The sequence below is a fragment of the Taibaiella lutea genome (genome assembly GCF_008629695.1).
GTDB classification, from domain to species: domain Bacteria; phylum Bacteroidota; class Bacteroidia; order Chitinophagales; family Chitinophagaceae; genus Taibaiella; species Taibaiella lutea.
Map to the genome: position 1 here is coordinate 117,038 of NZ_VWSH01000004.1, position 14,806 is coordinate 131,843.

The window sequence follows — 14,806 nt, forward strand, 5'->3', positions numbered from 1 at the left end:
AAATGATATTCATGAACAAACTCAGTTTAATTGCCGTAACCGTATTCACTTTTTTTGCTTCCTGCACTAAATATGAAGCAGGCCTGGGCTCAGGCGATGTAGCTCTTTCCGGAGATACCTATTCCGAAACCGAAGAAAGCCCTTTTATCAATGTCTCAGAAAAGCCCGTTTCCACTTTCTCCATTGATGCCGATGGTGCATCCTACTCGAATATACGCAGGTTTCTGATGAAGGAAAATCAGCTGCCGCCAAAAGGTGCCGTAAGAACAGAAGAACTGATTAATTATTTTCAACTCGACTATACCTTTGACAATCCATCCCATCCTGTTTCAATAAACGGCGAAGTAAGCCAATGCCCCTGGAATGATGCGCACAAGCTGATAAGAATCGGTCTTAAAGGAAAATCAATTCCTAAAGCTCAGCTACCCAATTCCAACTTTGTCTTTCTGATAGACGTTTCCGGTTCGATGGCAAGTGAAGATAAACTGGAGCTTTTGAAAAATGGCTTTAAATATTTTGTAAATGAAATGTCTCCTGAAGACAAGGTTGCAATCGTAACATATGCCGGAGATGCAGGTGTGGTTTTGGAATCAACATCCGGAGCAGAGAAAGACAAGATCAGGAAAGCAATTGATAAATTAGGCGCCGGAGGAAGTACCGCCGGAGCAAAAGGTATTACTACCGCATACGAAATTGCCCAGGCTAACTTCATCGAAGGTGGAAACAACAGAATAATCTTAGGCACAGACGGTGACTTCAATGTTGGGCCTTCCAGTCAGGAGGAATTGGTGAAATTGATTGAAGAAAAAAGAGACATGGGTATTTTTATAACAGTATTGGGAGTTGGCAGAGGTAACCTCAACGATGCTGCATTAGAGCAGATAGCCGATAATGGCAATGGCACCTATGAATATATTGACAACCTGGAACAATTAAGAAAAGTGTTCATCTACGACTATAATAAGTTCTTTACGGTAGCCAAAGATGTAAAAGTACAAGTCGAATTTAACCCTGAAAATGTGGAATCCTACAGGCTGATAGGTTATGAAAACAGGACATTGAACAAAGAAGATTTCACAGATGACAAGAAAGATGCCGGTGAAATTGGCTCCGGCCAGAACATTACAGCGCTTTATGAAATTATCCCCAAAGCTAATACCGAATTCAAATCCGTAAAAACCTTTAAGATAGATTTCAGGTATAAAATGCCTGATAGCAATGAAAGCATTCCGCTGTCCTTAGACATTTTTGATCAGGGTAAATCATTTGACCAATCCTCTGACTTTATGAAATTTACTGCAGGCGTTGCATCTTTTTCAATGCTCCTTACCAATTCGCAATACAAAGGCAATAGCAGCTACGATGCCGTTTCAGCCTGGTTAAATAGTACAAACCTGAATGATGAACACAACTTTGTTTCAGAATTTAAAACCATTGTACAGAAAGCAAAATCATTGTAAGCCCCTGAAATAAAAAATTGGCCTACTTTTATAAGCCGGCCAATTTTTTATTTTAATAATTCCCTTAAAATTTCTCGTCAAAATCCACTACAACCCTTTCCGTTCTCGGATGCGACTGACAAGTAAGGATATAACCCGCAGCTAATTCATCCGCTTCCAAAGCATAATTCACCTCCATATCCACCTCTCCTGAAACCAGTTTCGCCTTGCAGGTAGCACATACACCACCTTTACACGCATAAGGCAAATCAGCCCCATTCATCAACGCAGCGTCAAGAATATTCTCACCACCATAAGCAAGGTTCATCTCAAAGGCAGCGCCATCCAGCTTTACAGTTACCTGGCTTACCTTCGACGGATCAATTTTTTGTTGCTTTTCCACCCATTCCTTATGTACAGCCTTAGGCTGGTCAGGCGATGCAAACAATTCAAAATGAACTTTATGGGCATCCATCTTCCTGTCCTCTACAAAATAAGAACGCAAACCTAAAATCATATCCTCCGGCCCGCAGATAAATATTTCATCCATAGAAGCCGCATCAATCAAAGTCTCACTGAAAGCTGCCGCCTTTTCTTTGTTGATTCTCCCGTTGAACAAAGGTGTATCCATAGTCTCACGCGTAAAAACATGATACACCCTCAGGCGGTTCATATATTTATTCTTCAAAGCCTCCAAAGCCTCCTTGAAAATAATAGAACCACGATTTTTATTACCATACACCAAAGTAAACTCGCTTTGAGGCTCCAGCTTCAACACCGACTTCATAATACCCAGAATAGGCGTAATACCGCTTCCCGCTGCAAAAGCAAGATATTTCCTGGCGGTCTTTTCCTTATTCCTCGGCGTGAATTTCCCCATCGGCGGCATCACCTCTATTTCATCACCCGCCTTCAATTCTCCATTTACATAACCACTGAATTTTCCCTCATCCACCTTCTTAACCGCTACACGCAATTCATTATCATGAGGCGCAGCACAAATAGAATAAGAACGGCGAATCTCCGTACCACCGATAGTCTTGCGCAAAGTCAGGTATTGGCCCGGCGCAAAATTAAAAGTCTCTTTCAGTGATTCTGGTACATCAAAAGTAACCGACACACAATCAATGGTTTCAGGCGTTACTTCCTTTACTTTTAATAAATGAAAATGAGTTGTCGACATATTGCGCGCAAAATTAAAGAATGCAAGCCTAATTTCATTGTTTTTTATATCCGGCCTTAAAAATCAGTACATTTTCAGCAAATACGTTAAATCATTTCACTATTATCAAACCCCGATCAGAGACTATTTGCCCGATTATTCCCTCATTTACAAATTTTGTTTCCAGTTTTAACACATTTATTCCCTCTATTTTAAAAATCATCCCCTGCATTATTATAAGTATTTCGTGCACTTTAATAAGTGTTGCGTGTTTTGAAAGAATTCTTTCGTGTTATTAAATAAGTGTTCCCCGCATTGTAAGATTCATCCCGTGTACTTGTATAAAAATCCCGTGTATTATTATAAGTGTTTCGTGTACTTAAATAAGTGTCACGTATTTTGGCACGATTATTGCTGTATATTAAATAAGTGCTTCCGTAATTATAAACTTAGTTCTCTGTTTTGAAATAAAAATACAGTGCATCGAACTGACATATTTATCTTTTCTTTCACGTAATTCAATCATTATTATAATCATTTAGAAAAAATAACACGCTATGCTTACATTTCATCTGTCCCCCATCTTTAAGGCAAGAGGCATTGAAAAACCCTATACATTTCTTGTGAAATCAGGCTTTACACCACATACCGCCACCAATATTTTAAACAATGAGACAAGGTCTTTACGGCTCGACCATATTGAACTACTTTGCAAAGCTTTGTTATGTGAACCCAACGACCTTTTATTGTGGACACCTGACAACAAAGATGCCTATGCCCCCAATCTGCCCTTGCAACAGCTCCGTCAGTCCGAAAGCGACAATGATTGGCAAAATACCTATGCCGCCATGCCATACCAGAAACTAAAGGAAGTGACAAAAACTATTATGCAACGTGAAAACATGAAAGGGTGAGCGGTGTCCCCGCATCGTTTCCCATAGGGGACGTTGCGAACGCATCTGTCATAGCGCCATTAGAAGAATATTTTTCCGCCGTTTATTGATGTTTTCACCAACAACAATTCTTAAAACTATTTAATGATATCTAATGCATAATTGCTATTTTTATGCACATTGGAAATGATAAATCATTATGTTGGTAAAAGTATTTGCAAGTGCCGTTTTAGGAGTAGAAGCGCAAACCATAAGCGTAGAAGCCGATGTCGTGGCAGGCACAACAGGATATATAATCGTTGGTCTGCCCGACAATGCCGTTAAAGAAAGCATCGAGCGTATTTTATCCTCCCTCAAAAACAATAAATTTGAACGGCCACGCACTAAAGTCGTTATCAACATGGCCCCTGCCGATTTAAAAAAAGCAGGCTCTGCTTACGATTTGCCAATCGCCATAGGTATGTTAGGTTCTACCGGACAAATATCCGCGCATCTCTTCAAAGATTATATTGTTATGGGTGAACTTTCCCTCAATGGCGATGTGCAACCCCTTAAAGGCGTATTGCCGATGGCAATTCAGGCAAAAAGAGAAGGCTTCAAAGGAATGATATTACCGGCACAGAATGCAAGAGAAGCAGGTATGGTCTCCGGCCTCGAAGTATACCCGGTAGAACATTTGAGACAAGTTGTTGATATATACAATGGCGTATCAGATATACAAACCATAAAAGTAGATACAAGAGCAGAATTCTTCAACGCACAAAGCCATTTTGAATTAGACTTCAACGATGTAAAAGGACAGGAAAATATAAAACGCGCTTTGGAAATTGCCGCAGCAGGAGGGCATAACGCTATACTTATTGGCCCGCCCGGAGCAGGAAAAACAATGCTCGCCAAAAGGCTTCCCACCATTTTGCCGCCGCTTACATTGCACGAAGCGCTTGAAACAACTAAAATCCATTCCGTAGCAGGAAAATTACCCGCACACGCAGCATTGGTTTCTCAACGTCCTTTCCGCAGCCCGCACCATACCGTCTCAGATGTCGCATTGGTTGGTGGCGGAGGCAATCCGCAACCCGGCGAAATTTCATTGGCACATAACGGCGTTTTATTTTTAGACGAATTGCCCGAATTTAAAAGAACCGTTTTAGAAGTCATGCGCCAACCCATGGAAGAACGCAGGGTAACCATTTCCAGGGCAAAACTGAGCATTGACTTTCCTGCCAGCTTTATGCTCATTTCCTCCATGAATCCCTGTCCTTGCGGCTATTACAATCATCCTGAAAAAGATTGTACCTGTACCGCACAAATGGTGCAGCGATACCTCAATAAAGTATCAGGCCCATTACTGGACAGGATAGACTTACACGTAGAAGTTACACCCGTGGCTTATTCCGAGCTTTCGTCCACCCAAAGTTCCGAACCCAGTGCAGCGATCAGAGAACGCGTTATCAGAGCCCGGAATATTCAGGCCGAACGGTTTAAAGGCCAGGAAGGTATTTATTGTAATGCAATTATGACCAGTAAATTGTTAAAGGAAATCTGTGTATTGGATCAACCTTCAGCAGCTTTATTCAAAGCCGCTATGGAAAAGCTGAATCTCAGTGCCAGAGCTTACGACAGGATACTGAAAGTATCAAGAACCATTGCCGATTTAGCAGCTTCCGATGTCATAAAACCCGAACATGTTGCCGAAGCCATACAATACAGGAGCTTAGATAGGGAAGGGTGGGCAGGATAAGTAATCTTTGGGGTTGCAGATAATAACAGATAGACACCCGGGCCTCTATAAACTTTTTCTCGTAGCCAATGTAGAGGAAGTATTCGTATTGAAGTTACCATAACCAGATCTGTTAAACCTTGATTATGGGTTCTTTAAGAACATTATCTATCAATTCAAACATCTAACTTTGCATTCGACTATGTTATCGGAAGAATTAAAGAGCAAAACAGCCACGAATCATCAGCAACTGGAAAAAAAGATGATTTACAGCATTCGTATGATGCGGGACGCCAATGATTATGCCAGCCTTTTGCAGTTGTTCTACAGTTATTTTGGCGGGTTGGAACACTTGATTAAATTGCATATAAATACGGACATATTGCCCGATTATGCCAAACGAAGAAAAGCTGACCAATTGGCTTCAGACCTTTTAGCCTTATCCGCGCCTGTTCCATCGTTGGCAGAAGCAGAATACCTGCCGGAAATAACCAACGATGCACAAGCTTTGGGTGCTACATATGTAATAGAAGGCTCAACTCTTGGCGGACAGATCATTAAAAAAATATTAGGCAAACAATTAGGCATTGATGATGACCGTGTAATATCATTTTTTAATGGCTACGGAGAAAACACAAACAGCATGTGGGATAATTTCAAAAATGCTATTGATAAAAACAGTGACATTGAAACGTATGAAACTGTAATTGCAGCCGCTAATGAAACATTTCAAAAATTAAGTGAATGGTTCGACATTCACTATGAATTTATCAAATAGGTTATTGATAGTTAAGCGTTCTAAATAGTAAGATATGAATACGAGTGAAAGAAAAATAATAATTTTTGATGACGATGAAGACATTGTTTCCGTATGTCAATATATCTTAATGGAAAAAGGTTGGCAAGTATATCCTTTCGCTGATTGTAATGACCCGATTGCAAAAGTTGAAAGTATAATGCCTGACGTAATTTTAATGGATAACTGGATTCCCGATGAAGGTGGAATAATCACCACTCAAAAGATAAAAAGTTCCGAACACCTGATGCATATTCCTGTTATTTTCTTTTCTGCAAGTGGAAATATCAAAAATTTGGCAGAAGAAGCCGGAGCCGATGCTTATTTAAGCAAGCCATTCGACCTCGATGCACTTGAAAAAGTCGTCAGGTATCGCCTTGAAAGTTAGTGCATGCAACCACCTTGATTTTTTTGCGCTATTATTTAGAGCCATTAACAGGTATGGAAAACCAAAATGTCGATCCTTCCCCAAGGACGCTTTCAACTCCTATCTCTCCGTGGTGGCGTTTTACTATTTCAGCGGAAATATATAATCCCAATCCCAAACCGGCGAAATGTGTAGAGGACTCCTGCACACGATAAAAACGGTCAAATAAGAAATCTTTTTTGTTTTTCGGAATTCCAATCCCGAAATCCCTTACCTCAACACGAAACGAATTTTCGCTAAAGGAACATGTTATCTCAACTTTACCTGCATCAGGAGAGTATTTTATTGCATTGGTAAGAAAGTTATTTATAACTTGTTCTAAACGCGCTCTGTCTGCCTTTATAATGATGTTTTTCTCATTGCAATTTAGTATCAGTTCATGTTTATGATTTTGCGCCCTTACCTCGTCAATACTTTCCTGAATCATACCCCTGGCATCAAATTCAGAATAATTAAGGAGCATTTTCCCTTCCTGGATTTTGGTGACATCTAATAAATCGTTCAATAAAACAGTCAATTTATCGGTTTGCTTTACAGCCTTTAAAATAAAAGTAACCAACGGATCTTTCAAGTCCATTTTTTGGGTTAACCGTTCCAGTATCTGCAATGATCCCTTCAAGCTTGTGACAGGTGTTTTAAGCTCATGGCTTGCAATGCTCATAAACTCGTCCTTCTTATACATCAGTTCTTCTGCAGATTTGCGCGCACGTATAAGATCTGTAACTTCAAAGCCAAACAATGCCAGGCCATCAATGTTACCCGTATCATCATATACAGGTGCAATGATAATATCAAACCAGTGATCAACCTGCGTCGATGACTTGCCTTCCTTCCTGGTAACATGATAGGTTTTGCCTACGTAAGTTACGCCGGTTTCAAAAACATCATTTTCTGTCTTCAGGAATTCCGCATTGTCAAATAAAGTCGCAACTTCAGCAGAAGGCTTCCCAATCAGATTATCCTGTCCGTCAAACTTTTGATATGCTTTGTTTACAAACTCATATGCTAATTCCGGACCGCGTCGGATCGTTATTAAAGCAGGCGCATTGTCAAAAATGCTATAGAACTCATCTTTCTGTTTTTTTATAGTTTGTAATAACTCAATAAGCCGGTTTTCTGATTCTTTTTGACGCGTAATATCTACGATTGATCCAACTAAACGATAAGGTGTTCTGAACTCATCCTCCAAAATACTTCCGCGATCCAGAATATAGGCATAATTATTGTCTGCTTTTAAAAAACGGTATTCTGCAGACCATTGCTTATTATTATTGTTTATAGCATGAAATACTCCTTCCTGAACTCTTTTGCGGTCATCGGGATGAATCTTGCTAAACCAGAATTCGACGCTGTTAGTTTCTTCGTTGCATTCATAACCAAACATAATGGTGAAATTATCGCTCCTCCACATTGTGTTGGTAACCAGATTCCAATCCCATATCGTATCATTGGTAGCTTTTGAGACCAGATTAAAACGTTCTTCGCTTTCAGTCAATTTTTGCGTGCGTTCAAAAACCCGGTCTTCTAATTGGTTATTGAGCGTCTTGAGCCCCTCACGGGCTGTGATCAGTTCATGGTAATTTTTCCGCAATTTCTGCTCTGATGATTTACGTTCGGTAACATTTGTAAGATTAATCACAAATCCATCATCCATTTTTACGGCTGTTACCTGAAACCACAACTGATCCGCAGTCTGCAATTCTGTTTGCAGTGGTTTTCCGCTTTCTACCACCTTTATAAATTGCTCCATGCTTATGTTGCCGATTAAGTCAGCAAATGACTTAATAGAGGGATGTAAATTTAAATCATCCCCTGTCTTTTTTACAAGATCTAAAGCAGTACTGTTATAAGCTGTGCAAATAAAATCTATAATCTTAAAAGCATTATTCCTTAATACTTTGAATGCAAGTATCACCGATGAACTTGCATTGAAAACACCACTGATAATACTGTTCAGTTCTGTTATCAACGAAATATCGATGAACGTAATGACTACGCCATCCAGCTGTTTGTCCTTTCTGACAAATGGCATGATGCGCATTAAATTATTAGAACCGTTTTTCAGCTTCACTTCTTTTTCCAACACCTGTTCATTTGACAAAACAGCGTGTATGTCATTGATCAGACTATCGTATTCAATGTTACTGGAGATGTGATTGATAGGGCGGCCGACGTCATTTGGTATTAAATTAACCATCTTTACGGCAGCGGGATTAAACTTTCTGATTCTCAGGCTTGAGTCAATGAAAATTTGTCCGATGTCAGTACTTTTAAAATAATTATCGAGATCATCGTTAAGTTCCGTCAGTTCATTAATCTTTACCTGGTGCTCGGTGTTTAAAGTGTGCAATTCTTCATTTAATGACTGAAGTTCTTCGTTACCTGATTGTAACTCTTCATTGGCCGAAAGCAATTCCTCGTTACTTGATTGCAGCTCCTCATTAGTTGTTTCCATTTCCTCTATAGCCATCTGTAAATTGGTCCGTGTCTCGTTTAGCTCGGCTTCCAATTCCATCAGATACTCATGATCGTGCTCAATTTCAGTAATGGGTATATTTGTTATATCCTTGGTCCCGCCATCAATTTTTGCCTCACAAAACATAAGCTGTGTCAGTCCGTGTGGGGAGCGGGGTGAGGGTGGCTTAACTACAATCTGAAGAAACATATCTTCCTCATCTCTTTTAACCCTTATCCGGTTGAGCGTCATTTTTTTGTTTTCTTTCCAGGCTTTCCGGATTGTTGTGTTTAAGAGCAGTGCGACCTCCCGGTTGACCATGTTAAGGACATTGAGATCAAGTTTTTTCTCCGGCAAAGTAAGGTACTGATGAAAATTTCCGATAGTTTCTTTAATAGCATAATTTTTATCAATGAATATGGCTACCGATCCAAATTCTTCTATCATTAATTCACGAAATTCATCATCTAACGACTTTAAGCTTTCGCTGCTTTTGGGTGTAATTTTCTTCTCTGCCGGTAATTTAAGGCTGGGTGTAACTGCAGTATATGTTTGATGAAGGCCGTAATTGATCGTTCCTGTTTTCTGGTAAAATTTCCAGCGATTGCTAAGTTCCGTAACGCCTTCTTTAATGCTCGTAGCATTTTCACTTGAACCTAAAAATAAATAGCCACCCTTGTTCAGGGAATAATGTAGTGTCGCAATCACTTTTTGTTGCAACAGGCTATTCATATAAATAAGCATGTTACGGCAGGTTACCAGGTCATTTTTAATAAATGGCGGCGACTTTATAACATTATGTCGTGCGAAAACAATCTGTTTCCTGATAGATGGAATAATTGAATACGCTTTACGCTCTTTAATGAAATATTTTTTTAACAGATCGGCAGGCACTTCTTTAACTATGCTAAGAGGATAGCTATTTTTTGATGCAATCTCGATACTTGCATCATCCACATCTGTCGCAAAAAATTTCACCTCAAGATTTTTTCCTGATTTATTGATGCAATCATTCACCAATATGGCTACCGAGTAAGCTTCCTCACCTGTGCTGCAGGCGCATATCCACACTTTTAATAAATCTCCGTCCTGCTTTTTTCTGATAATTTCAGGCAGTATATCTTTAGCGAGAATATCAAAAGCAGGCTTATCCCTGAAAAATTTTGTTACACCAATAAGGAAATCCTTGGCCAATAACTTAACCTCCTGCGGGTTTTCTTTTAAAAATTTGACATAATCATCAAAAACAGCTATTCCCACAGCAGCCATTCGTCTTCCTATCCGACGGGTGATAGTGGGTGTTTTATAAAGATTAAAATCCTGTCCGCTGCTTTCACTGACAAGCTTAAAAAGCTCTTCAAGTAATGCATCATCCAGACTTTCTGTTTCAAGAAAAGAAGCTACATTGGGATAAATAAAATTATTAAGTTCTTCATGCATTCTTGACGGCGGCAGAATAAAATCTGCATTGCCTGAAGTTATAGCGCTATTGGGCATGCCATCAAACTTTGCGGTTTCCGGTTCCTGTACCAATACCATGCCGCCTGTCTCCTTTATTGCCTCAATTCCTTTGGTGCCGTCAGTGCCCGTGCCTGAAAGTATAATTGCAATGGCCTTTTCCTTTTTGTCTCGTGCAAGGCTTACTAAAAACGTATCGATAGCTGTATTGGGAGTCTTATCCTTTATTTTGTCAACAAGCTTCAATTTGTGCCCCCTGATGGTCATCAACTTTTTGTTGGGTATGATGTAAACACAATTTCGCTGAAGCATCATATCATTGGTTGCTTCAAAAACCTTCATATGGGTATGTTTACCTACCAATTCAACTAACAGGCTTTTATAATCCGGCGAAAGGTGTTGTATGACAATGAACGTCAATCCCGAATTCTCAGGCATATTATCGAAGAATTCATTAATAGCTTCCAGGCCACCGGCAGAGGCGCCAATAGCTACGATAAATCTGTCAAGGGATCTTGCTTCAGGGAAATTTAATTGGTTCGTTTTAGGCACAGGTTAATATTCTGCTTGTTTTGTCGTGTATTCATAAATAAATGTTCTCAGGTTTTCAGCTGCCTTTATTTCCAACGCATCCCACGGAGATGAAGTATGGTGAATCAATTCCTGCCATACTTTAAAAGATGCCCGGGGATGATACTTTTTACGATCAGGGTCAAAGTTTATAGTCTTGTTGGGATTCCCCCCCCAATTGATTGTTTGTATAACCTCAGGTCTGAAACAAATAATATATTCTCCTTTCTCTTTATTAATCGGGATAACCAATACACCACTCGCGGTTGCTCCGAAAGGAGTAGCTTCTTCAAAAATATCAGATAAATGATCTGAGTGAAACACATTTTCAATTTCTTTGCTTTGCAGCCAAAACACCATATTTTCTAAAAAATCCTTTTGAGGCACTTCACCCGAAAGTTGATATTTGCCCCGAAAAATTATGGCAATACCATTTGCTTTAAACATGTTTTGTAATACATCATTTTCGGAATTTAACAAACCTGTCAACAAATCGTCTTCAGCATATATTCTGGAGATTAACATGCTGTGGTATTGTTGTAATTCCGCTTCAACATCGAATCTTTGTTTGTGAAGAATGTGTGTTATGCGATTTGAAATGACGGTTGAAATAAGTTCGCAAATGGAGCAAAGTTCAAAGTTAAGATAGTGTGGTGTTACATGATGAAAGGCAAGCAGCCCCCATAAAGTTCCGTTATAAATGACCCTGATTGACATGGATGCCTGAACATTCATGTTTTTTAAATACTCCAGATGAACAGCAGCTACACCCCTTAAATTGCAATCCGAAAGGTCAATAAAGGCATTCGTCATTGAATTTACTACAGGATATAATCGCACCGGTTCGTACTCCCGTTCCGGAATAAGGCGGTAAGGATTCTTCAGGTAAAGTTCCCGTGCCTGTTTAGGTATGTCAGAGGCGGGAAATGTATGCCCCATGTAATCTTCCAGCGCGTCATTACTTTTATCCTGCGCAATGACCGTACCATTCCAGTCGCTGTCAAACCGATACATCATTACGCCGTCAAAACCGGTAAGTTTCTTTAATTCCTTTACCGCAATCCTGCTTACCTCTTCAATAGTTTCGGCAGATTCTATGACAGTCATCACGTATTTAACGTCTTCATATACACTTGTAAAAGATCTTTCCGTAACCAAATCAGGCTTTTCCAATTCAAGTATAATATACTCAGGCTTGAAATGTGCAAAAGCAAGAAGTTTGGCGCCGGACACGGTAAACGTTAATGGTATTTTTTCTTTAGACTTATTATCAAAGCGATGTTGGAGTTCCTTTAATTGATTGATATCCAATATATCTTCCAATGAAGTGCCGATTAGTTCGGAGGGATTCTGCTTAAGAAAAGTACCTATATTATCGCTAATCTGAATGATTCTAAAACTTTCTTTATCAATGACAATAAGAAATCCATAAGATTGGATGACATTAATATTATTAAGGGGTAGACTTCCGCAGAATTCTGAATCATAATTTTTAGCCATCAAACCGGATATTTAGTATTTGGGTTGCTAAGATAATATACAATTTAATTAAGGAAAAGTTACAATAAGCATTTGTATATGAATTTTAAATGTCATCAACGTCTTAAGTAACTATCAGATATAATAAGCAGGTGCGAAACTGCATTGAAATTTTAATCTTATTGGAAATTAAAGATGCCGCATTCCAGGTATATGCAGTGCCGGTCATTACGAATTTGAAACGGCGGGAATGAGTAACCGCAGATTGTTAATATTTGTGTTTTAAGAAATCATTTAAAAACATTGCGGGTAGCAGATTGTAAATAGATGTGGAATGCTGCAACACATTCCGTCAAAACATTTTTATTAACTAAAACAATTTGTTATGAAAAGTGCAAAAGGACCTCAGGTTCGTGCTAAAAACATGAATCCTGAAACACAAAAGAAAAGACCCGAAGTACGCGACAATCTTGACCACAGAGAAGGTGAAGAACAAGATGACAAAGGAAGCCATGTGACGCATAATAAAAAAGAGCATCACGCAGCTCCGAAAAAGAAATAAAGATTAAAAGCCGCTTATAAAAGCGGCTTTTTTTATATGTGGCATTTTAGTTAGATTGCAAAAGGAACATTTCTTTTCAATTTAAATCTGATTTATAAAGAAAAGCTATTCTCTTATCTGAGATTATTGAAACTCAGGCCTCTATTCCAAAATCTCAGTTCCTAATCCTATATCTAATAGGCTAATTCCTTATCTTCGTTCCCGCAAAACAAGCACAGATTTTTTTACGGCAAAAATTAAACATGCAATTAGCGAAGCGCCTCGACCGCATATCTGAACCACAAACAATATTAATGGCTAAGCTTGGCCGTGAATTAAAAGCAAAAGGCATCAACGTCATAGACCTGAGCCTTGGCGAACCGGACTTCAGAACACCACAGCACATTTGTGACGCTGCCACCAAAGCAATGGATGAAGGTTATACCAAATATCCGCCCGTAGCAGGTTTCCCAGAATTACGACAAGCCATTTGCACTAAATTAAAAAGAGATAACAACCTCGATTATTTACCAGAAGAGATAATGGTAAGTAACGGGGCAAAGCAAGTGCTTGCCAATGTAATCGCAAGCATCATCAATCCCGGTGACGAAGCCATTATCCCCACGCCATATTGGGTAACCTATTCCTCTATTGTAAGCCTGAATCAAGGTGCCAATGTTTTTGTTGCCGGAGCCATAGAAAACGATTTTAAAATTACGCCACAACAACTGGAAGCTGCTATAACAGAACGTTCCAGATTGTTTATATTCTCTTCCCCCTGCAATCCTACAGGAACTGTTTACAGCAAAGAAGAATTGAAAGCCCTTGCAGAAGTATTTGTAAAACATCCCGATATTGTAATTATCAGCGATGAAATTTATGAATATATCAATTACATCGGCAAACACGAAAGCATTGCACAATTCACAGAATTGAAAGACAGAGTGGTGGTTGTAAACGGTTTTGCCAAAGGCTTTGCCATGACGGGCTGGAGATTGGGCTATATGGCCGCACCCGTTGAATTGGTAAAAGCCTGTGAAAAATTACAAAGTTCCAGTACATCGGGTGTAAATTCCATTGCTCAAAGAGCCGCTATCACAGCACTTTTAGCAGATTTAACACCATCTATGGATATGGTTGCAGCATTCAAGCAACGGAAAGAATATATCATTCCCGCTATGGCTGCTCTGCCCAATGTACGCATCAGCAATCCTGACGGCGCCTTTTATGCATTCCCCGACATCTCTGCCTATTTCGGAAAATCTGACGGAACAACCAATGTAAATAATGCCGATGATATGGCTATGTACTTATTGAACACAGCACATGTAATCGGTGTAAGCGGCGCTGCATTTGGAGAGCCGAATTGTATCCGCTTCTCTTTCGCTGCTTCCATGGAAACATTGGAAGAAGGCGTTAAGAGAATTAAAGTAGCTTTGGAAGCATTGAAATAAACGATAATCACTGAACGACTTATAGTTTTTTGCCGGGATTTGACAACTTTTAAAAGTTGTCAAATCTTTTTTCTTACATGAAGTTCTACTTCCCATTGAAATAAGAGAATCCGATTTGATATCATTTTAAGTTTTCTGTAGAATCCTTATAGGTTTATAACCTATAAGGATGTTCTCTATAAACACAGCACATGTAATCGGTGTAAGCGGTGCTGCATTTGGAGAGCCGAATTGTATCCGCTTCTCTTTCGCTGCTTCCATGGAAACATTGGAAGAAGGCGTTAAGAGAATTAAGGCAGCGTTGGAAGCATTGAAATAACGATAATCACTGAATGACTTACTATTTTTTTAACGGGATTTGACAACTTTTTAAAAGTTGTCAAATCTTTTTTCTTACATGAAGTTCTACTTC

Annotated in this window: 11 protein-coding genes; 8 read left to right on the forward strand and 3 right to left on the reverse strand. The window is 39.3% G+C overall.

Annotated features, from left to right (window positions below; translation table 11 throughout):
• Positions 1 to 11 precede the first annotated feature (11 nt).
• A complete protein-coding gene (locus F0919_RS15515; protein WP_235903524.1) occupies positions 12 to 1,460 on the forward strand; it encodes a vWA domain-containing protein in 1,449 nt (482 codons plus the stop codon).
• A gap of 64 nt (positions 1,461 to 1,524) precedes the next feature.
• Here the strand turns inward: F0919_RS15515 and paaE are convergent, their stop codons facing one another.
• Positions 1,525 to 2,622, reverse strand: coding sequence for a 1,2-phenylacetyl-CoA epoxidase subunit PaaE (paaE, locus tag F0919_RS15520; protein ID WP_150033709.1), 1,098 nt, complete (start codon positions 2,620 to 2,622; stop codon positions 1,525 to 1,527).
• 536 nt (positions 2,623 to 3,158) lie between these two features.
• Here paaE and F0919_RS15525 point away from each other — a divergent pair.
• The 4 genes from F0919_RS15525 (at position 3,159) to F0919_RS15540 (ending at position 6,398) form a co-directional block, all read left to right on the forward strand.
• Entirely contained in the window at positions 3,159 to 3,515 is a 357-nt protein-coding gene (locus F0919_RS15525; RefSeq protein ID WP_150033710.1) for a helix-turn-helix domain-containing protein, read from the forward strand.
• A 178-nt stretch (positions 3,516 to 3,693) separates the two neighbouring features.
• Positions 3,694 to 5,235, forward strand: coding sequence for a YifB family Mg chelatase-like AAA ATPase (locus tag F0919_RS15530; protein ID WP_150033711.1), 1,542 nt, complete (start codon positions 3,694 to 3,696; stop codon positions 5,233 to 5,235).
• A gap of 181 nt (positions 5,236 to 5,416) precedes the next feature.
• Positions 5,417 to 5,992 (forward strand): biliverdin-producing heme oxygenase, encoded by a 576-nt coding sequence (locus F0919_RS15535; RefSeq protein ID WP_150033712.1) that lies wholly within the window; start codon positions 5,417 to 5,419, stop codon positions 5,990 to 5,992.
• Between the two features lie 34 nt (positions 5,993 to 6,026).
• A complete protein-coding gene (locus F0919_RS15540) occupies positions 6,027 to 6,398 on the forward strand; it encodes a response regulator (RefSeq protein ID WP_150033713.1) in 372 nt (123 codons plus the stop codon).
• 31 nt (positions 6,399 to 6,429) lie between these two features.
• Here the strand turns inward: F0919_RS15540 and F0919_RS15545 are convergent, their stop codons facing one another.
• Together F0919_RS15545 and F0919_RS15550 are read right to left on the reverse strand one after the other, a co-directional pair.
• A complete protein-coding gene (locus F0919_RS15545) occupies positions 6,430 to 10,902 on the reverse strand; it encodes a chemotaxis protein CheB (protein WP_216629441.1) in 4,473 nt (1,490 codons plus the stop codon).
• 3 nt (positions 10,903 to 10,905) lie between these two features.
• Positions 10,906 to 12,420, reverse strand: coding sequence for a GAF domain-containing protein (locus F0919_RS15550; protein ID WP_150033714.1), 1,515 nt, complete (start codon positions 12,418 to 12,420; stop codon positions 10,906 to 10,908).
• Between the two features lie 364 nt (positions 12,421 to 12,784).
• Here F0919_RS15550 and F0919_RS18480 point away from each other — a divergent pair, with 364 nt between their 5' ends.
• The 3 genes from F0919_RS18480 to F0919_RS18485 all read left to right on the forward strand — a co-directional run bounded on the left by F0919_RS18480 (position 12,785) and on the right by F0919_RS18485 (position 14,713).
• Complete coding sequence (locus F0919_RS18480; RefSeq protein WP_190277432.1) at positions 12,785 to 12,961, forward strand: hypothetical protein; 177 nt, start codon at positions 12,785 to 12,787, stop codon at positions 12,959 to 12,961.
• Between the two features lie 242 nt (positions 12,962 to 13,203).
• On the forward strand, positions 13,204 to 14,394 hold the full coding sequence (locus F0919_RS15555; protein WP_150033715.1) for a pyridoxal phosphate-dependent aminotransferase: 1,191 nt from the start codon (positions 13,204 to 13,206) through the stop codon (positions 14,392 to 14,394).
• 169 nt (positions 14,395 to 14,563) lie between these two features.
• A complete protein-coding gene (locus F0919_RS18485; protein WP_190277409.1) occupies positions 14,564 to 14,713 on the forward strand; it encodes a hypothetical protein in 150 nt (49 codons plus the stop codon).
• Positions 14,714 to 14,806 lie beyond the last annotated feature (93 nt).